This is a genomic window from Ruminococcus sp. AM26-12LB (assembly GCF_003480785.1).
GTDB classification, from domain to species: domain Bacteria; phylum Bacillota; class Clostridia; order Lachnospirales; family Lachnospiraceae; genus Blautia_A; species Blautia_A fusiformis.
Genome location: NZ_QUJX01000001.1, coordinates 70,038 through 89,266 on the forward strand (window position 1 = coordinate 70,038; position 19,229 = coordinate 89,266).

Consider the following 19,229-nt stretch of genomic DNA (forward strand, 5'->3'; position numbering starts at 1 on the left):
GCTGGAAATAATTTATCAGTAAAAGTAATGCAGTAGAGAACAAGGTAGAAAATGGCTTGTTCCCTACTTTACAATAATATATAATTGAGGAGAGAAAGAAAAATCAGGACATTATAATTAGTAGCAAATTATAAATCAAATGTTCTTTCGGATAGGGGGGGAAATCATTGACAAAGATTATCCATTGTGCAGATCTGCATTTAGACTCTCCTATGGAGACTCACATGACAGAGGAACAAGCATCGATAAGAAATACTGAGATAATTCATACGTTTCTCAGACTGACTGAATATGCAGCTAAAAATGATGTACGAGCTGTCATTATTGCGGGCGATATGTTTGACGGTGAACGTATAAAGATTCGAACTGTAGATGAAATTTTGGATGCTATACGACGGACACCAAATGTAGATTATCTATATCTTGCTGGTAATCACGATGGGGCTACATACGCGTTTGCTGATCATGATATGCCAGACAACCTGAAAATATTTGGCAAGGAATGGAAAACTTATAAATATGATAGCGTGGCGATATCTGGAGTTGAGATTTGTGAAGCAAACTCACAGTCCCTTTATTTGCAGGTTCCACATGAAAATGGTGTGGCCAATATCGTTACTCTGCATGGACAGGCAGGAGTAGTTTCAGGTGTAGACCAAGTCAATATTTCTAAACTTAAGAATAAAGGAATTGACTATTTGGCATTGGGGCATATACATACTTATGCTGAGCAAACATTGGATGGTAAAGGTATCTATTGCTATTCTGGTTGCTTGGAAGGCCGTGGTTTTGATGAGTGTGGACCGAAAGGTTTTGTACTGCTTACCGTAGATTCAGACCGGATCCAGCATGAATTTGTGCCTTTTTCTCGTCGGCAACTGCACCGAATTTTGGTCGATATTACAGGACTGACAAAAAATTCTGAGATTGGACAAAAAATGAAAAGAGCTGCGCAGAACATTTCTTCAGATGATATGGTCGAGTTTGTTCTTTCAGGTGGGATAGACCCTATGGCCAATATTGCGTTATCATATTTACAGAATCTTGCAAAAAGCAACTTTTTCTTTGTTAAGGTTAAGGATGAAACCCGTATGACTATCACCCCGGAGGACTACAAGAATGATATCTCACTGAAGGGAGAATTTATTCGTTTAACATTATCCAGTGATGCGAGCGAAGAGGATAAGGCAGCCATTATCCGCGCGGGTATGCAGGCATTGATGGGAGAGGAGATTACGCTATGAAATTGATCAGATGTCATATTGAAAACTTCGGCGTACTGTCTGATTTTGATTTTGCCTTTGATGATGGGTTGACAATAATCTGTCAAGGTAACGGTTTTGGTAAGAGTACCTTTGCTGCTTTTATCAAAGCTATGTTCTATGGATTCCCTCGTACAGGTGCACGGAATATCGTAGAAAATGAACGCAAGCGCTATGATCCGTGGCAGGGTGGAAAGTATGGTGGCTATCTGGAGTTTAAAATACAGGACACCAGCTACCGCGTTACTCGTTATTTTGGTAAGACGGCTGCGAAAGATACCTTTTCTTTGTTAGATTTGAGCAGCCGGCGACCAAGTGAAGTATATTCGGAAAAACTTGGGGAAGAGCTGTTCCGATTGGATGCGGATTCTTTTGCCCGTAGTACCTATGTTCCGCAGTTATCTGCAAGTGACGTAGAAGCAACAACGTCAATTCGAACAAAACTGAGTAATTTGGTAGAGGATACCAATGATCTTAGCAATTATGATACCGCTGAGAAAAAACTGCGCGACTATCGAACAAAATTCCGCGCATATCGTGGTAATGGGGGAATTATCAATGAAGTACGCGATAAACACCTTACTCTTGAAAACCAGAAAGATCAAGCTGAACAGCAAAAACCGCGACTGCAGGATATTGTAGAAGAAATCGAACAATTGAATAGAGAGAAAACAGCCAAAACTGAGGACGTAAGCGTCTTGCGTGAGAAAATTCGACGGGCATCGCATCAAAAAGCACGGCAAGTTACTCAAAGACATTTAGGGGAATTGCGTACAGATATCAGCAAGAATCAGCAATATTTGCACGAGATGGATAAGAATTATCCTGCAGGGTATCCGACTCCAGAGGAAATCAAGACGCAACGCGAGAATCTGAGTGTGATTCAGCAGGAGAGGCAACGCCTGCAGGCATTAAAGTTTAACAATGCAGACAGGGAGATAGTCGATAGAGAACAGCAGTGGTTTGCAGATAATGATAAGGTAGTATCGGATATTGATCATTGTGATCAAGACTGTAAGGAACTGGGAGAAGTTTCCGCAAAGGTGACGGCCCAGATGCTGCCGGAAGAATTGGAACGGCTTAAAATATTGTCTGAGCGCTTTAAATCTTCTCTCCCTACGGAAGAAGAGCTGCAAAAATATATGGATATTGCAGATGAGTTAAGCGATGCACAGCATCGGCAAGCCGATTTTTCGATACCTGTTGAAAATCAGAAATGTCTTGCCCGGCTTAAAGAGTTATTCGGTTCTGGGATGCCGAGTGATAGTGTTTTGGATGCCTGCGAACAGGCTCAGCATGATCGTGATGTACTGAAACAAAGCCGTGCTGTACATGGTTTTCCCGAAAGCGAACAACAACAATACGAGGCGCTGAAACGTACCTTTGCATCGTGTGTGCCTACGGAAGATGAAATTCGAGATAAGCAAAAGGATAGTCGCCGAATCGCAGAACTTATTACCAGGAAAAATACGCAAACAACCATCGTGCAGCAGGAGCGTGTAAGTGAAACTCCGCCAGCATTAAAAATGCCCTTGCTTTGCGGTGGTGCAGGGGTAGTATTTCTGATTGTTGGTATTGTTGGCTTGGTACTGAATTTCTTGATTCCCGGCACTATCCTTCTCGTTATTGGTTTTGGGGCTTTATTTGCTTCATTTTGGCTGCATACTCAATCTGCAATTAAAAATCAAAAACAAGGCACGACTTCGGTCATTAAAGCAAGTGCAATTTCTGATGCAGAAAATCAAGAGCTTTACGATTTGCAGCATGCCTTGAACGATTTTCTGTTACGCTTTTACGAGAATGCAGCGGAGCCGGACAACAAACTGGTGCAACTGCTTATTGACGTAAAAACTTACACAGAGTTAAATGAAAAGAAGAAGACTGTAGAGAGCGAGTTGAAGGAAATTGATGCAGAGATTGAAGGGAAGAATCAGGATATTCGGTCACTGTTTGACCAATATTTTCCTCATACCGAATACCGGGATGACTTTGTAAAAGAGTTGCGTGAAAGCTGTAGCCGATATCAGACTTTAATGGCAGAGAGCAAAGCGGTAACGGAAAAGCGTGAAGCGTTGAATAAAAAGATAAATAGTTGTCGTGAACAAATTGTTTCCGTTCTACATACATATTATCCTGTTATTCTGCCTGATGACTTGCGGCAAGGGATTCGTGAACTGAGTAGTGAGGTTAGGGATTATCGAGAACTTACAGCTAAGAAACAAGCGATGTTGGAGGGCAACGCAGAATATCAAGCGCGTGCGAATGCATTGACGGAGGAGATTCGCAGAATTTTGCTTTCTTACAATGCGCTGGATCAGACCTTGCCATATAATATCTGTCTGCAAAATCTTCGGAAACGGTTTGATGGGTATAGAGAAGCAACCGAACGCCTTGCTCGCTATACGCAAGATTTTGAAAGCACTTCGTCCCGAAAAATGCAAGCCAATGCGTTGGTGGAACAGTTCTTGGCAAAATATCAACTTTCGGGAGATACCCCGGAGAACCTGCTTGACCATGCAGATGAGGATGTACATAGCAGAGAATCTACCGAGAAAGCCCTTGCCGAAGCTCAGAGAAAACTGATAACTTTTATGGAAGAAAATCCTGATGTTGAAAACGATACAGCTGATGCAGATGCGAGTATTCCGAATATGGAAGAATTGCAGATATCTGAAAAAAACATCCAAGAACAAATTGATAATATTGATGAAAAACTGCGCAATCTACGTCAGGAGCGTGATAGCATTCGTCGTTTAGTCGAGAACATCCCTGTATGGGAAGATCGTATGGCACGATTAAAGATTGAAGAGGAGAATGCAGAAAAAAAAATGTGCTCTTACCGAACAGACAATGTTCTTATTGAACCGAGCTAAGGATAATCTTGCCAATAGTTATATAGGTAAAGTTGAACGTGGTTTTAAGTATTATTCTGATACTCTTATGGAAAAAGGAATTGGTAAGGTGATGGTCGATAACAACTTGCATTTACATATTGACGAGAAAGGTGCGGCTCGTGAGGTAGGCAGTTTCAGTGCTGGTATGATAGATTGTATCGTACTATGTATGAGATTAGCCCTTGTGGATGCACTGTTTGGCGAGGAAAAACCGTTTTTGATTCTTGATGATCCGTTTGTAAATTTGGACGATAAACACACGAAACGCGCACGAGAAATGTTGGACAAGATTGCACAAGATCATCAGGTAATATATTTGGTTTGCAACTCAAGCCGACAATAATACTTACTTATGGTAAGTTCTATCAAAGCCACATTCAAATTCAATTAGAATGTGGCTTTCATCACAGCATAAGTAGATAAGATATTTGTAAAGGATATAGGTATAACACCGAAATAGCTATTTAGTGTGAAAATAGTGTCAATATTACAGAAAGGGGAAGCTTCAAGATTGAAAAACATGAAAATAGATGCCAATGGAACAGAAATCAGAGTGATGGGCGATGTTGTTAATGAAGATGCTTACATTTCACTCACTGATATTGCAAAATATAAAAATCCAGACAATGCTTTTATCGTGGTAGCAAACTGGATGCGTAATCATTCTACGATTTCATTTTTGGGCTTGTGGGAACAAATTCACAATCCTAATTTTAAACCTATCGAATTCGATAGGTTTAAAGCGGAATCAGGAGATAATGCTTTTACATTGACACCGCAACAATGGATAAAAGCAACGGATGCAATCGGCATCGTATCAAAATCGGGACGATATGGCGGTACTTATGCTCATACGAATTCATGTTTAGAAATGTTGATGGAGCGATTATCTCAGAGATGTGGTAAGATGAACAGGTACTGATTATTGAGGATTAACGAGTGTCTGGATGGAAATCCGGAAGATTATTTAAAGTATAAACTATAACGCAATAGCGGCATAGCTATTTGCCATGTAATCACATGATAAAGATGAGAGGGATACAGTATGGGATTAAGTTATTTGACAAGATATAATCTTTTTATGGAAAGTGGAGATTCAATAGAAAGTGATGATGGAATAGTACGCTTTAGGAATTACTTATCAGTTAAGAATATGTATTATGATTCTGCAAGACTCATACGGGGCTTTGAAGACATTATTAATAATGAGGAAAGAATGCCTCAAATGGAAGAATATCAAGGAATCTTTGATCGTAATGCAAACGAAGTCCAAGATTTATTGTTCGTGCAGAGAATAACAAATCAAATACAGCAACAAATGAGTAAAAAAATGGAAAAAGAACAGTCTTCTTCCAACTCATTTAAAACATACTTTAGATACTTGTTAAAGGCTATTGCAGATTATCAAGAAGAAGTTATAGAAACCAATTTTATTGGGCTTTCGGACAATGAGATTATTCGTACCGCGAGAAAGCAAACCTTTTTGTCATACGCATATTACGACAAGGGGTTAACTCAAGCTTTGTTTTACTATTTTTGGCTTCGCTCTGGCTTTTTATATGTTAATTGGATGTGGGATGGAGCAAATAATCACAGTTCCGCCACCAAGAAGAAATTGGAATATGCTTTAAAAGATAGCAATCAGTTTTTGTTCCTGAGAACGACGAATAGTGAGTTACGAATTCGAGGTAATAATAACAGCATTCGCCAATGGTGTGCTTGGGAAATCGGAAATTTCTACACAAAGCATAAAGAAGAAAAATATTACACAAGTTTTTATGATAAAACAGAACCTCGAAACGATATCTTAGATACATTTAGGCCAATGAGAGAAGTAGTTCTAGGAGAGATACGATGAAAATATTATTTCGTACAATGAGATATAACTGGCGTTACATATTTTCTAAAAGTAACAAAATCGCAGTAGCCCTATTTTCTGTTTGGGGGTTTGTTACATTAGTTACACCTACAGATATTATGTTAAATTGTATTGATAATGTAGTTCTGCGAATAATTGTAGCCGTGCTTATTTTGATGGTAATCTATTTTGCTATAGTAATAGGGGTCACGATTTATACGAAGCAAAGAAAACAAGTGAAAATTTTTGATCTTCACTCAAATCATTCGTTGTTTGTGGAATATGGGGATTTATTTAATAGCGGAGATCCAAATGAAGAGAAGAACATTGCTTTTGCTGGGAATCGATGTTTCGACACGATTGTGGATGATGATTTAATAGGGTCAAAAAAAATTCACGGTATGGCACTTAAACGAATATATGAGCAAGGCAATAGGGATTCAGATACAGTCTCGAATGAGATACAAAACAATTTGTCATTGCATGGATATAAGTATATAGATCTCAAACCAAAAGAAAAACGAAGTGGAAACTTGCGTCGATATGATGTCGGATCGGTTGCTGAAATAAATGGTCTCAACAATGAACAGTATTTTATCTTGGGGCTAACATATTTTGACAATGAATTAAGAGCCCATGTCGAAAAGATAGACTATATAAAAGCTATAGCTTCTTTAGTAAAGTATATTTCAGAACGCTCTCAAGGGTTTTCTACATATATGCCTGTAATTGGGACGGGAGGGGCTGATGCAGGCAGTGTAAATGACTTAGTTGTCTATATTGTTAAAACAATTGAGCTTTTTAAGGATGAAATAGATTGCGATATACATATTGTTGTAAGTGATAAAGAAGAAAAATTAGGTTTGATGAACCTGAAAATGTTATAGGGAGGAATCACACGTGAACAGAACAGGTACATATGTTGCCTTTGACGGGCAGGGATCGACAGATCCTACAGAAAGCGATATTCATTATTTTAACTTGCTGAAGGCATGGAATAAATCTGGAAGTATAGATTTTAGGTTTACTAATTCACATGAAAAAACTTATCAGGTACGTGATAGCTCATCAAAAGCAACGCTTTTTAACAGATTAGAAACTAGATTATCAGCGAGTAAGAATTTTCTTCTGATTATATCGGATAAGACAAATTATGACAGAGGAATTCTTAATTGGGAAATTGAAAAGGCCGTTGATTATTATGAGTTGCCAATCATAATAGCATATCCAGGGTATTCTAAGATTGGCGCACCTTCAGAATTGAATAGCATGTGGACAAAATCTTTGGCGGAACGAATAAAAAATGAAAGGGCACATTGTATACATATACCGTTTAAAAAAGAACCGATATTTGACGCGATTAATCAGTTTTCTGTTGTTAATTCAAAGTATCCTAAGGGAGGCGCTTTGGGGTGTTACTCAGAGGAAGCGTATAAAAGCTGGGGTATTGTTTAGCAACGTGAAAACGAGCTTCGGCTTATATGCTATTCTGGGTACAGCAGCTTTGTAACCACATTAATAAGATACAAAACCGTATCAAAATGATGCGGTTTTGAAACACAATAACAATAAAGTAACATGAAAAATGAAAGATTCAGCATTCCGGTATAAACACGTGATAGAGACAAATGGAGTCGAATTATAAAAAGAAGAGACCGGATATGAAGATCCATCTTTTTGCGATCTGATGTGGAAAATCTGGAGAAGAATCATTGGGTCCGGCAGAAGTATTGAAGCTTCATGAGGTTTCAGTAAAAGAATTCCAGACGCTTGTGGCAACAGGGGAAGTGAAGCATGTTGCAGGCCTTGCAGCGTGGGCACGCTGGATGAGCAGAGAAGACGAAAAATAATGGAATATCATGGACTGGTGTCTTATAACACGGACAAATATCAGGAAGATCATGTATCCTGGTGGGACTGTGTCGATGTGATCTCTTCCAGCGGATATTATCCGATTGATCAATGGGAGCAGGAACTGGATCGTATCGAAAAAACAGTCTTAAAATATAAGAAACCATTTTTCTTTGCCGAAGTGGGATGTATGTCGCGAGAAGGTTCCGGGATGATTCCGAATAACTGGGGATTGCAAGGAGAACTTCGCCTGGAAGAACAGTGTGAATGGTATCGTGCAATGTTTGAGGCCTGTAAGAAACGACCATGGCTTCGTGGCTTTGCTTTATGGGAGTGGGCACCAAAGCTGCCTTCTGCGTCCGAGGCATGGAAGGACGACAGTTATGAAATATGTGAGAAACCGGTGCAGGTGATAATAAAGAGATTCTATGAGCATGAGGCAGGAACCTCATTAATGTAATATTTGTAAAGGAAAAAGAACAGTCTGTTTTGATGGGATTAATTTCTGTCATGACAGACTGTTTTTTCTATTCCATTATCAATAGTTGATTTGCGGAAAACATCGAAATATATGTGTCGTGAGGAGAAGTTTATGCTGTATATAATACTATTAGTTGAGCTATATGGGCATATGTCAAAAATATTATTGACATATGCCTTTTATAGAGCTATTATATAAGAAAAGCAAGAAAGGAGCAGTTTATGCCGAGACCAGTAAAATGCAGAAAAGTTTGCCATTTCCCCAATGTTTTAGAATTCTTTCCGGCAGATGATACTGAGAAAAAAACACCTATTGTTTTGACGGTAGATGAGTATGAAACCATCCGTCTTTTGGACAAGAAAGGTTATAGTCAGGAGCAGTGCGCAGCATCTATGCAAGTCGCAAGAACAACCGTTCAACGAATTTATGAGATTGCCAGGAAGAAAATAGCAGATGCACTCATTGATGGATATCCGCTTAAAATTGAAGGTGGAGATTTCAAAATCTGTGATGGTCAGAGCAGTAACTGTGGGCTTGGAGGATGTTACAAGCAGGAGCTTCATCAAAAATATGCAGCGGAAAAAGGAGAAGGTATCATGAGAATAGCAGTAACGTATGAAAATGGACAGATTTTTCAGCACTTTGGACACACAGAGACATTTAAGATTTACGATGTAGAGGAAGGAAAAGTAGTACATTCAGAAGTAGTAGATACGAATGGAAGCGGACATGGCGCATTGGCAGGAGTTCTTAAAGCATTGAATGCAGATGTTTTGATCTGTGGCGGAATCGGAGGCGGCGCACAGACAGCGTTAGCGGCAGCCGGCATTAAGCTTTTCGGAGGAGTTTCCGGAGATGCGGATGAAGCAGTAGAAGCGTTTATCAATGAAACACTCGATTATAATCCGGATGTGAAGTGTTCTCATCATGAGCACAGCCACGGGGAAGGACATACATGTGGCGACCATGGATGTGGAAGCCATAGCTGTCATTAAGAAAAATAGCAAAAAATAATAATACAAAAGAATGTGTCAAGGTAATGGAGAAAGACAGCTGTTGACTTTTGCTTTTTAGCGTGCTAAAATCGGGAGTGTAGAAAAACAAAGACGTTTTGCAGTCACTATTGCAAAGCGTCTTTTTATTTTATCAGCAGTGATAAAGAGTGTGCGGTAAACAGATAATACAGAAAAGGAAGAATGCTCTATGAAAGAATTGTTATTTTTGCTTGTATTGTTTGTTTCTAATGTTATTCAAGCTATCACAGGGTTTGCCGGTACGGTATTGGCGATGCCGCCCTCCGTTTATTTGCTTGGACTGGATCATGCAAAGGTGGTCCTGAATGTTATGGCCTGGCTGTCCGGACTGATGATCGCAGTGACCGGATATCGACATATAAACTGGAAAGAATTGCTTAAGATGTCTGCGGTCATGTTGGTTGGAATGTTTGCAGGGATACAGATCTGCCGGATCGTGAAATCTGAAAATATTCTTCTGACAATATATGGAATCATAATCGTCGTAGTTGCATTAAAGAATCTGTGCATCCATACAGAGAAAAAACTTCCGGATCTCATTTTGTGGATAGTTCTGATCCTGGCAGGGATAATTCATGGTATGTTTGTATCAGGAGGGGCGTTACTTGTGATCTATGCAACACAGGTACTGAAAGAAAAAGAAGAATTTCGTGCGACAGTGGCCCCTGTATGGGTGGTGCTGAATTTTTTTCTGATGGTTACCCAGTTCAGGAGCGGCCTGGTTGGAACGGCAGATATTCGACTGATCTGTATCAGTATCCTGCCATTACTTATAGCTACATGGTTAGGTAAAAAGCTGGTATGTAAAGTATCTCAGAAGGTATTTCTGAATCTGACTTATATACTGCTTCTGATATCTGGAGTATCTTTGATCGTCTGATGCAGTTGATCACAGGAAGCTGCGGTGGAGAAAGGTGTATAAATATGGCAGTAACATTGCGTGAGATCATAAAACAGGTACAGCATCTGGAGATGAAGCTGGTAGCAGGTGAGACAGGACTGGATCATGAAGTGTCATGGACGCATATGGTAGACAGCGACACGATTTCTGCATTTCTGCAGGGACAGGAACTTACCTTTACAACAGGGTTGGGACTGAATGAAAATCTGACTCTTCTTCGTCTGGTAAAGGAAGTATGGCGAAACAAAGCCAGTGGGATCGTGATCAATACAGGGCCTTATATCAGTGAGATCGGACAGGATGTTATTGATTTTGCAAATGAAAAGGGATTCCCGGTATTTGAAGTACCGTGGAAGGTTCGAATGGCTGAAATCATGCGGATCATATGTTTTGCAATAACAAAAGAGCAGCAGAACGCAATTGAGGTTGCGACGGCACTGAACAATGCCTTTTTATGTCCGTCCCAGGAAGAATTGTATGTTTCGGCACTGATGAGAAAAGGGTATTTTACAGACAGTGCATATACGGTTGTGAATGTGTGTGTTCTGGAAGACAATGATCGTGTAACAGGAACAAGGCTAGAGCAGATTTTATCTAAACTGAGCAGTCATATCCGCTGTAATTATAATGGGATTTTGTGTTGTGCCCAGGATAAGCAGATTCTTCTGGTTTTGTGTGATTATTCTGATGAAGCATGCAGAAAAACTACAGAGAGGATTTTTCAGATACTATGCAGGATGGTATGTCAGAAGGAACAGATTTTTGTAAGTGTAAGTAAGCAGATTTCCGGGATCAGGCAGATTTATAAGAGCTATCAGTTTGCGGAAAAAATGTCTGATCTATTATGTGTCTGTCAGGTTCCGGGCGAGCAAAGCACAGATGGCGGAAAGATTATTTTTTACAAAGATCTTGGGATTTACAGGGTACTGCTCACACTTACAGATAAGGAAGCAATAAAAGAATATCTGGCAGATACAGTAGCTCCATTGTATGAATATGATGAGATGAACCACTCAGATCTGGTCAGAGTACTTCAGTGCTACCTGGCTAACGACTGCAGTGTCAAAAGTGCGTCACAGGAATTGATCGTACATCGAAATACAATTAATTATAAGATTGGAAAGGCCGCTGAGATACTTGGAAAAAATCTTTCTGATTTTGATGTGCGTTTTCAGCTGAGGCTGGGTTTCCTGTTATATCAGATGAATGAAATGTAAAAGGAAAATGCGGCAGCAGAATAATAACGATTGTGCTGCAGCACAAAAATAATTGGATAGATGTCTATTGCAGACAGCCAGTGTCGAGAGTAATATATGACTCAGATAAGACAAAGGCGTCTGGTTCACAAATGAATGTGGGCCGGGCGCTTTTCTTATTCTACAACAAATAATAAGTTTGTTTACCGCAAAAATGAACAATATTTAAAACTGAATTACAGATAAAGAGGAGGAAGTTATTATGAGTTTAACAGGAAAAGAAGTAGCACAGATGCACAAAGATTATGTGATGCAGTCATGGGCAAGATCAGGAGCAGATACTTTACCGGTAGAAAGAGCTGAGGGAATTTATTTTTACGATTATGATGGAAAAAAATATGCAGATATGGCTTCGCTTCTGGTGTGTTCCAACCTCGGACATGAGCTTCCGGAGATCGTTGAAGCGATCAAGGAACAGGCTGATAAGATGTGCTTCATGGCACCGGCATATGCATCCGAGCCTAAGAGCATGCTGGCAAAAATGCTTGTAGAAGCAGCAGGAGCAGATACATACAAGAGAGTTTTCTTCACAAATGGTGGAGCAGAATCCAATGAGAATGCTATAAAAATGGCACGTATGGTAACCGGAAGAACCAAGATCTTTTCCTGCTACAGAAGCTATCATGGAGCTACACTTGGAGCATCCAATGCTTCCGGTGACTGGAGAAGATATGCAGCAGAGATCGGTGGTGCAAATGGGTTCGTACACTTTATGAACCCTCAGATGTATCGTGACGGATATACAAAAGGAGTTGATGATGCAGAGGTAACGAAAAAATATCTGGATGCGCTGGATCTGCAGCTCAGATATGAAGGCCCCGGAAATGTGGCAGCGATCCTGATGGAGTCTATAGTAGGTGCAAACGGTGTCATTCTTCCTCCAGACGGATATATGGAAGGTGTTCGTGCACTTTGTGACAAATATGGAATCCTTCTGATCTGTGATGAGGTTATGGCAGGATTTTACCGTACAGGAAAAATGTTTGCATTTATGAATTTCGACATGAAACCTGATATCATTACATTTGCAAAAGGTGTTACCTGTGGTTATGTACAGCTGGGCGGATGTATTGTAAGTAAAAAGGTTGCGGAGTATTTTGAGGAAAATGTTCTTCAGTGCGGACTTACTTACAGTGGACATACACTTGCATGTGCGGCTGGTGTAGCAGCAATGAAATATTATAAAGAACACGACATCGAGGGCCATGTAGCCGAGATGCACGAGATCGTTGCTCCGTTTATGGATGAGATGGTAAAGAAGCATAAATGTATTGGTGAAGCAAGATGTATCGGTTTGTTCGGTGCACTTGAAGTAGTCAAGAATAAAGAAACCAGAGAACCGATGCAGGAATACGGCGTACCCGGACCGGTAATGCCGTGGATATTTGCAGAATTAAAAAAACGTGGCTTTGCAACCTTCGGACGTGAGAACTTTATTGAAATCTGTCCGCCACTGATCATCACGAAAGAGGAGCTGGAAGAGTATCTCCCGATCCTTGATGAAGTGCTTACAATGGTCGATGAAAAATTTTGTGACTGATAAAGCAGGAGGTAGCCTATGAACTGGGATTATCTACAGCCGGTAAAAATTCATTTCGGCAAAGGCAGAGTAAAAGAAATCAAAGAAATAGCCAGAGAGCTTGGCTGCGAAAGAGGCCTTCTGGTGGCAGGACCGTTTTTCTTTAAAAGCGGTCTTGCCGAAAAGGTCATAAAAGAGTCAGAAGGAATGATCGTTGCTTCTTTTGGAGATGTTTCTCCAAACCCGGACGTTGCAGAGGTAGATGCCTGTGCGGAAGTGATCCGGCAGAAAAATATCGGATTTGTGGTAGCACTGGGTGGAGGCAGTCCCATGGATTGTGCCAAAGCAGCTGCCAGTGTAGCTCTGACTTCGGATTCCATCCGTAAGTATCATGGAACCGGAGTAGCAATGCCGGAGAAACATCTTCCACTGATCGCAGTTCCTACGACTGCAGGAACAGGAAGTGAAGTGACCTGTGTATCAGTTCTTTCGGATCATGCAAATGGAAAAAAAGCGCCGATCGTATCAGAGGGATTTTATCCGGCAGCAGCTATCATTGATCCGGAACTTACTTATACAATGCCACCGCAGGTTACGGCAGGAACAGGAATTGATGTTCTTTCCCATGCGATCGAAGGCTATTGGAGCAAAGGTCATCAGCCGATCTGTGATGTACTTGCGATGCATGCAGCAGAACTGGTATTTAAATATGTTTACAGAGCATACAGGAAGCCCGATGATGAGGAAGCAAGGGAGAAAATGTGCGAAGCATCTTTGATTGCAGGATTGGCGTTTACTTTACCGAAAACCACTTCGTCCCATGCGTGTTCATTTCCATTGACCAATATTTATCACATCCCGCATGGCGAGGCGTGTGGCCTGACCCTGGATTATTTTATAAGAATCAATGCAAAAGGCGAAGGTGGTGAACGTGTAGAGGAATTTGCCAGAAGGATTGGATTCAAAGATGCAGAAGAGATGGCGGATGCAGTTCTTGAATTAAAGAAAAAAATGGGATTGCGGTGTGATCTGAAAGATCTGGAGCTTGATGATGATCAGATTGCGGAGCTGGTTCGCATCAGCAGACACCCGAACCTTTATAACAATCCGGTGGAGATCACAGATGAGATGCTGGATGAGATGTATCGATATCTGGCCGGAAAGTGAAAGATTTTGATTGAATATTGAAAAAAATAATGATAATATAAAGAGAGACGATGGAGTCCGGATACTTTGGTATCTGGGCTCTTTTTGTATTTATGGATGGGAGATGAAGGATTATGAAACTGATCACAGCAATCGTAAGACCTGAGAAAGTGATGGACGTCATCAAAGCACTGGAGCAGGAAGGATATTTTGCTTTTTCAAAATGGGCAATTTCAGGAAGAGGTAAGGAAAAAGGAATTCAGGTAGGGGATGTCCTTTATCAGGAAATGGCAAAAAACATGCTGTATATTACTGTTGGGGACAAAGAAAAAGATGAGGTTGTAGATATTATCATTAACAGTGCAAAGAGTGGGCAGTATGGACATTATGGTGATGGAAAAATTTTTGTTTCCGATATCAGTGAGGCATATACGATCAGTGAAGAAACCAGAGAAGAAGATGATGAATGATATGATTGATGAAGCAGGAGGATATATATGGGTGAAAGAAATAAAAGAACAAAATTAAAAAAATCCATGGGACCTGGTTCGATCTGGGCAGTTGCAGTCGGTTCCATCATTGGATGGGGATGTTTTATACAGGGTGGTCTCTGGACAGAACGTGCAGGTGGACCGCTCCCGCTGTTTCTGGGATTTCTGGCAGGCGGTCTTTTAATGATCGTGGTAGGTTACAGCTATTCTTATATGATCGCAAAATTCCCGGTAGCGGGTGGTGAATTTGCCTATGCATATAAAGGCTTTGGAAGAACTGCTTCGTACATATGCGGATGGATGCTGTCGCTTGGATATCTGTCTATTGTAGCTTTAAATGCAACGGCACTTCCGGTATTGGCATCCTATATTTTTCCTGGAGTCTTTAACAGAGGTTACCTGTATACAATTGCAGGATATGATGTATATATGGGTGAAGTCGGATTATCCCTGTTCTTTATCATACTTTTCGGGATCATGAATTACAAAGGTGCGAAATCTGTAGGAAATCTTCAGCTTGCGATGGTCCTTATCATGTGTGCAGCGGTTGTTGTATCAGTCATTGGTGTGATCGCAACAGGACATTTTGATGCTTCAAACTTGCAGCCGGCATACGGAGCCGAAGGCAAGTCTCTTGGAAGCGGTTTTGTATCTATCCTGGCATTGGCTCCGTTCCTTTATGTAGGATTTGACTGTATTCCACAGGCGGCAGAAGAATATGATTTTCCACCACAGAAGTGCAAAATGCTGATCATTTCAGCATTGATCGTAGGTGCTTTGATCTATGGTGCAATGGCACTGGTGACAGATTGTGTTGTTCCCTGGCAGCAGGTTCTGACTATGACAGATGCGAATGGAACTCTTGTAAAATGGCATACAGGTGCAGTTCTTGATCTTGCAATGGGAAAAGTTGGTGTGTGCTTTGTGGCACTGGCAGTGTGTATGGGGATTTTTACCGGTATGAACGGATTCTTTATGACATCCAGCCGTCTTTTATTTGGTATGGCAAGAGCAAAAATGCTTCCGTCAGCTTTTGAAAAGGTTCATCCGGAGCATAAAACTCCGTCCATATGTGTTGGGTTTACCATGATCATCTGCTGTATCTGCCCATTTTTCGGCAGAGAAGTGATCGGCTGGGTTGTAGATATGTGTTCCGTAGGTACTGCGTTCGGATATTTCTTTACCTGTGCAGGTGCTTATATTCTTCTGAAAAAATATGGCGATGATACAGATACAAATAAAATCCATCCGGCAGTAGCAATGGGCGGCTGCGTGATCTCTGTTGTAATATTGCTGCTCCTGATCGTGCCCGGTTCTCCAGCATTCATGGCTCCACAGTCCTTTGCAGCACTGATCGTGTGGGTGTTGATGGGAGTTACCTTCTATTTTGTTTCAAAGAAAAATTTTGCGAAAGTCACTAAGAGGGAAATGGATTATCTGATTCTTGGAAATGTACAGGTAGTTCGAGGACTGAGAAAAGGAAAAGATCAGGGAAGAGTTGTACAGGGAAATATTGTGGCTGATCAGAGTAATAAATCTTAAAAGGTAATAAAACGGCTGCAGGCCTATAATACTTTCAGGGTAACAGAAAAACTTCCATTCAAAAAATGGGAGTTTTTCTGTTACCGGAGTATCATATTTGAAAGGTGTGATTTATAAAGTATCTTGACAGAGGTACCGATCCTGTTATACTATTAAAACTGATAAAGGGGAGTAACCTACGTTTGGAAATCTGCGTTTGCAGTGTCGTCAGTACGGTGGAAACATCCGGCGCTGCAGGGAAATGGTGAGACTTTTATTGCATTTTTTGTTGTGCAATAAGGGTTTCTTTTTTTATATCCTTTTATCAAAAAAATCCTTTATTGCATAAAAAAATTACAGTTGGTGAATATTTGCAAAAAAGGAGGCAAAGGGAATGAAAGAAATTTATCAGCAGACAGCAGAAGAAGTTCTCGAGCGTGTGGAAAGCAGGGAATCAGGGCTTACCGATGAACAGGTCAGACGGTCCAGAGAGAAGTGCGGATGGAATGAGCTTGCAGAAGGAAAGAAAAAAAGTATTTTGCAGATCTTCTTTGAACAGTATAAGGATTTTCTGGTGCTGATCCTGATCGCATCGGCAGTGATATCCGGTATGTTTGGAGATGTGGAAAGTGCAGCAGTTATCGTGATCGTTATTACGATCAATGCGATTTTGGGAACTGTGCAGACAGTAAAGGCTGAGCAGTCCCTGCAGAGCTTAAAGAAGCTTTCCGGACCGGAGGCAAAGGTATTACGTGATGGTGTGGCGGTACAGCTCCCGGCAAGAGAACTGGTTGTAGGAGATGTGATCCTTCTTGAAGCAGGTGATATGATCCCGGCCGATGGAAGATTGATTGAAAATGCAAGCCTTAAGGTCGATGAAAGTGCCCTTACCGGAGAAAGTCTTGCGGTTGAAAAGAGTATGGACATTATTTTGGAGGAAGCACCGCTTGGTGATCGGACAAATATGCTGTTTTCCGGAAGCTTTGTCACATATGGGCGTGGCAGAGCGGTTGTAACGAATGTAGGAATGCAGACAGAGGTTGGAAAGATTGCGGGACTTCTGAAATCGACTTCGGAAAAACAGACGCCACTTCAGGCGAATCTGGATGATTTTGGAAAGAAGCTTTCCATTCTGATCCTGATATTTTGCGGAATTCTGTTTGCGATCAGTGTATTCCGCGGTGAGAAGATCAGCAGTGCATTTATGTTTGCAGTAGCACTTGCAGTCGCAGCGATTCCGGAAGCTTTAAGCTCCATCGTGACGATCGTCCTTTCTTTCGGAACACAGAAGATGGCAAAGGAGCACGCGATCATTCGTAAGCTTCAGGCTGTGGAAGGTCTTGGAAGCGTATCTGTTATCTGTTCGGATAAGACCGGAACACTCACACAGAATAAAATGACAGTAGAAGATTATTATATTGATGGAAAAAGAATCACAGCAGATGCAATTGATGTAGCAGATCCGGCGCAGAGATGTCTTTTGGACTACAGCATTTTATGTAATGATTCAACAAATGAAAATGGAGTGGAGATCGGAGATCCGACGGAAACGGCATTGATCAATCTGGGCAGCCGGTACGGAATCGAGGCTGCTGGTGTAAGAAAGCTTTATCCAAGGGAAGGAGAGCTTCCCTTTGACAGTGACCGTAAGATGATGTCAACACTTCACAGAATTGATGATGAAAACCGGATGATCGTAAAAGGTGCGGTTGACCGGCTTCTGGAGCTGACAGACAGGATCTGGACAAAGGACGGAGTTCGAGAAATCACAGAAGCAGATAAAGAAAAGATCCGGCGCCAGAATCAGGAATTTTCAATGGAAGGGTTACGGGTACTGGCATTTACCTATCGTGAAATTCCGGAGAAGCATGTATTGACGACAGAAGATGAGAATCATCTGGTATTTCTTGGCTTGATCGCTATGATGGATCCGCCGAGGGAAGAATCAAAGGCTGCAGTTGCAGAATGTATAAAAGCGGGGATCCGGCCGGTCATGATCACGGGAGATCATAAGATCACAGCAGCGGCAATCGCAAAAAGGATCGGGATCCTACATGATCTGTCAGAGGCCTGCGAAGGTGCTGATATTGAAAATATGAGTGATGAGCAGCTGAAGGAATTTGTCCCGAATATTTCTGTGTATGCAAGAGTGTCACCGGAGCACAAGATCCGTATTGTCCGTGCATGGCAGGAGAAGGGGATGATCGTGGCAATGACCGGAGACGGTGTGAATGATGCTCCGGCATTGAAGCAGGCAGACATTGGTGTTGCAATGGGAGTGACCGGAACCGAGGTCGCAAAGGATGCCGCAGCAATGGTGCTTACAGATGATAATTTTGCAACAATTGTAAAAGCAGTGGAAAACGGACGAAATTTATATCAGAATATCAAGTATGCGATCCAGTTTCTTCTGTCAGGAAACTTTGGTGCGATCCTGGCAGTTCTTTGTGCATCCCTTGCAGGACTTCCGGTTCCTTTTGCACCGGTACATCTGCTGTTTATCAATCTTTTGACAGACAGTCTTCCGGCGATCGCGTTAGGCGTGGAGCCGCACAGCAGTGAGGTGATGAATGAGAAACCAAGATCAGCAGACGAGTTAATACTGACAAAGGATTTTCTTGGTAAAATCGGTCTGGAAGGACTGGTGATCGGTATGATGACGATGATCGGATTTTTGACAGGATATCATCAGAATGGTGCACTGCTTGGCAGTACTTATGCCTTCGGAACACTTTGTCTGGCACGTCTGTTCCATGGATTCAACTGCAAATCGGATCATCCGGTTATCTTTACAAAACGTTTCTTTAATAATAAATGGCTTCAGGGAGCATTTGTACTTGGGGCAGTACTTATTACCGTTGTACTGACGGTTCCGGGATTTCATCTCCTGTTTAAAGTAGAGACGCTGGATCTGATGCAGCTTGGCTGTGTATATCTGTATGCGTTTGCAAGTCTTCCGATCATTCAGCTGCTTAAATGGATACGCATGAAATTAAGAAAAAGAGGAGAATGATA

The 19,229-nt window shown here is 41.3% G+C and carries 17 protein-coding genes; all 17 read left to right on the top strand.

Features of this window, described 5'->3' with window-relative positions; all coding sequences use genetic code 11:
• Positions 1 to 167 precede the first annotated feature (167 nt).
• The 17 genes from DW694_RS00340 to DW694_RS00415 all read left to right on the top strand — a co-directional run bounded on the left by DW694_RS00340 (position 168) and on the right by DW694_RS00415 (position 19,227).
• On the top strand, positions 168 to 1,244 hold the full coding sequence (locus DW694_RS00340) for a DNA repair exonuclease (protein ID WP_118752362.1): 1,077 nt from the start codon (positions 168 to 170) through the stop codon (positions 1,242 to 1,244).
• Positions 1,241 to 4,135 (top strand): AAA family ATPase, encoded by a 2,895-nt coding sequence (locus tag DW694_RS00345; RefSeq protein WP_118752363.1) that lies wholly within the window; start codon positions 1,241 to 1,243, stop codon positions 4,133 to 4,135. The genes DW694_RS00340 and DW694_RS00345 overlap by 4 nt, the downstream gene beginning before the upstream one ends.
• Complete coding sequence (locus DW694_RS00350) at positions 4,077 to 4,499, top strand: hypothetical protein (RefSeq protein WP_118752364.1); 423 nt, start codon at positions 4,077 to 4,079, stop codon at positions 4,497 to 4,499. Before DW694_RS00345 ends, DW694_RS00350 begins: the two co-directional genes overlap by 59 nt.
• Before the next feature lie 177 nt (positions 4,500 to 4,676).
• Complete coding sequence (locus DW694_RS00355) at positions 4,677 to 5,078, top strand: KilA-N domain-containing protein (RefSeq protein ID WP_286186722.1); 402 nt, start codon at positions 4,677 to 4,679, stop codon at positions 5,076 to 5,078.
• Between the two features lie 123 nt (positions 5,079 to 5,201).
• Positions 5,202 to 6,014, top strand: coding sequence for a hypothetical protein (locus tag DW694_RS00360; RefSeq protein ID WP_118752365.1), 813 nt, complete (start codon positions 5,202 to 5,204; stop codon positions 6,012 to 6,014).
• Positions 6,011 to 6,901: a macro domain-containing protein gene (locus DW694_RS00365; RefSeq protein WP_118752366.1), complete on the top strand. Its 891-nt coding sequence runs from the start codon at positions 6,011 to 6,013 to the stop codon at positions 6,899 to 6,901. Before DW694_RS00360 ends, DW694_RS00365 begins: the two co-directional genes overlap by 4 nt.
• 13 nt (positions 6,902 to 6,914) lie before the next feature.
• Positions 6,915 to 7,469, top strand: coding sequence for a TIR domain-containing protein (locus DW694_RS00370; RefSeq protein WP_118752367.1), 555 nt, complete (start codon positions 6,915 to 6,917; stop codon positions 7,467 to 7,469).
• A gap of 257 nt (positions 7,470 to 7,726) precedes the next feature.
• Positions 7,727 to 7,864: a hypothetical protein gene (locus tag DW694_RS16785; RefSeq protein WP_158526480.1), complete on the top strand. Its 138-nt coding sequence runs from the start codon at positions 7,727 to 7,729 to the stop codon at positions 7,862 to 7,864.
• Complete coding sequence (locus tag DW694_RS00375; protein WP_286186695.1) at positions 7,864 to 8,325, top strand: hypothetical protein; 462 nt, start codon at positions 7,864 to 7,866, stop codon at positions 8,323 to 8,325. The genes DW694_RS16785 and DW694_RS00375 overlap by 1 nt, the downstream gene beginning before the upstream one ends.
• Before the next feature lie 242 nt (positions 8,326 to 8,567).
• The gene (locus tag DW694_RS00380; protein ID WP_118752368.1) at positions 8,568 to 9,341 is read left to right on the top strand and encodes a NifB/NifX family molybdenum-iron cluster-binding protein; all 774 of its coding nucleotides are present in this window, start codon (positions 8,568 to 8,570) and stop codon (positions 9,339 to 9,341) included.
• 208 nt (positions 9,342 to 9,549) lie between these two features.
• Positions 9,550 to 10,260, top strand: coding sequence for a sulfite exporter TauE/SafE family protein (locus tag DW694_RS00385; RefSeq protein WP_021652660.1), 711 nt, complete (start codon positions 9,550 to 9,552; stop codon positions 10,258 to 10,260).
• Between the two features lie 44 nt (positions 10,261 to 10,304).
• A complete protein-coding gene (locus tag DW694_RS00390) occupies positions 10,305 to 11,498 on the top strand; it encodes a PucR family transcriptional regulator (protein ID WP_173745626.1) in 1,194 nt (397 codons plus the stop codon).
• A gap of 241 nt (positions 11,499 to 11,739) precedes the next feature.
• Positions 11,740 to 13,077: an aminotransferase class III-fold pyridoxal phosphate-dependent enzyme gene (locus tag DW694_RS00395; protein ID WP_015525486.1), complete on the top strand. Its 1,338-nt coding sequence runs from the start codon at positions 11,740 to 11,742 to the stop codon at positions 13,075 to 13,077.
• 18 nt (positions 13,078 to 13,095) lie between these two features.
• On the top strand, positions 13,096 to 14,223 hold the full coding sequence (locus DW694_RS00400; protein WP_118071903.1) for an iron-containing alcohol dehydrogenase family protein: 1,128 nt from the start codon (positions 13,096 to 13,098) through the stop codon (positions 14,221 to 14,223).
• A 113-nt stretch (positions 14,224 to 14,336) separates the two neighbouring features.
• Entirely contained in the window at positions 14,337 to 14,672 is a 336-nt protein-coding gene (locus DW694_RS00405) for a P-II family nitrogen regulator (protein WP_118752370.1), read from the top strand.
• Between the two features lie 27 nt (positions 14,673 to 14,699).
• Positions 14,700 to 16,235 carry an APC family permease gene (locus tag DW694_RS00410; RefSeq protein ID WP_118368510.1) on the top strand — a complete coding sequence of 512 codons (1,536 nt, stop codon included), beginning with the start codon at positions 14,700 to 14,702 and terminating at the stop codon, positions 16,233 to 16,235.
• Positions 16,236 to 16,608: 373 nt separating this feature from the next.
• On the top strand, positions 16,609 to 19,227 hold the full coding sequence (locus DW694_RS00415) for a cation-translocating P-type ATPase (protein ID WP_118752371.1): 2,619 nt from the start codon (positions 16,609 to 16,611) through the stop codon (positions 19,225 to 19,227).
• The last annotated feature ends 2 nt before the right edge of the window (positions 19,228 to 19,229 follow it).

Bases quoted from the DNA above. Each gene is read 5' to 3' on its own strand.
- DW694_RS00410 (WP_118368510.1), top strand. From the start codon at position 14,700: ATGGGTGAAAGAAATAAAAGAACAAAATTAAAAAAATCCATGGGACCT.
- DW694_RS00395 (WP_015525486.1), top strand. From the start codon at position 11,740: ATGAGTTTAACAGGAAAAGAAGTAGCACAGATGCACAAAGATTATGTG.
- DW694_RS00380 (WP_118752368.1), top strand. From the start codon at position 8,568: ATGCCGAGACCAGTAAAATGCAGAAAAGTTTGCCATTTCCCCAATGTT.
- DW694_RS00345 (WP_118752363.1), top strand. From the start codon at position 1,241: ATGAAATTGATCAGATGTCATATTGAAAACTTCGGCGTACTGTCTGAT.
- DW694_RS00365 (WP_118752366.1), top strand. From the start codon at position 6,011: ATGAAAATATTATTTCGTACAATGAGATATAACTGGCGTTACATATTT.
- DW694_RS00350 (WP_118752364.1), top strand. From the start codon at position 4,077: ATGCAGAAAAAAAAATGTGCTCTTACCGAACAGACAATGTTCTTATTG.
- DW694_RS00415 (WP_118752371.1), top strand. From the start codon at position 16,609: ATGAAAGAAATTTATCAGCAGACAGCAGAAGAAGTTCTCGAGCGTGTG.
- DW694_RS00375 (WP_286186695.1), top strand. From the start codon at position 7,864: ATGGAATATCATGGACTGGTGTCTTATAACACGGACAAATATCAGGAA.
- DW694_RS00385 (WP_021652660.1), top strand. From the start codon at position 9,550: ATGAAAGAATTGTTATTTTTGCTTGTATTGTTTGTTTCTAATGTTATT.
- DW694_RS00400 (WP_118071903.1), top strand. From the start codon at position 13,096: ATGAACTGGGATTATCTACAGCCGGTAAAAATTCATTTCGGCAAAGGC.
- DW694_RS00355 (WP_286186722.1), top strand. From the start codon at position 4,677: ATGAAAATAGATGCCAATGGAACAGAAATCAGAGTGATGGGCGATGTT.
- DW694_RS00360 (WP_118752365.1), top strand. From the start codon at position 5,202: ATGGGATTAAGTTATTTGACAAGATATAATCTTTTTATGGAAAGTGGA.
- DW694_RS00405 (WP_118752370.1), top strand. From the start codon at position 14,337: ATGAAACTGATCACAGCAATCGTAAGACCTGAGAAAGTGATGGACGTC.
- DW694_RS00390 (WP_173745626.1), top strand. From the start codon at position 10,305: ATGGCAGTAACATTGCGTGAGATCATAAAACAGGTACAGCATCTGGAG.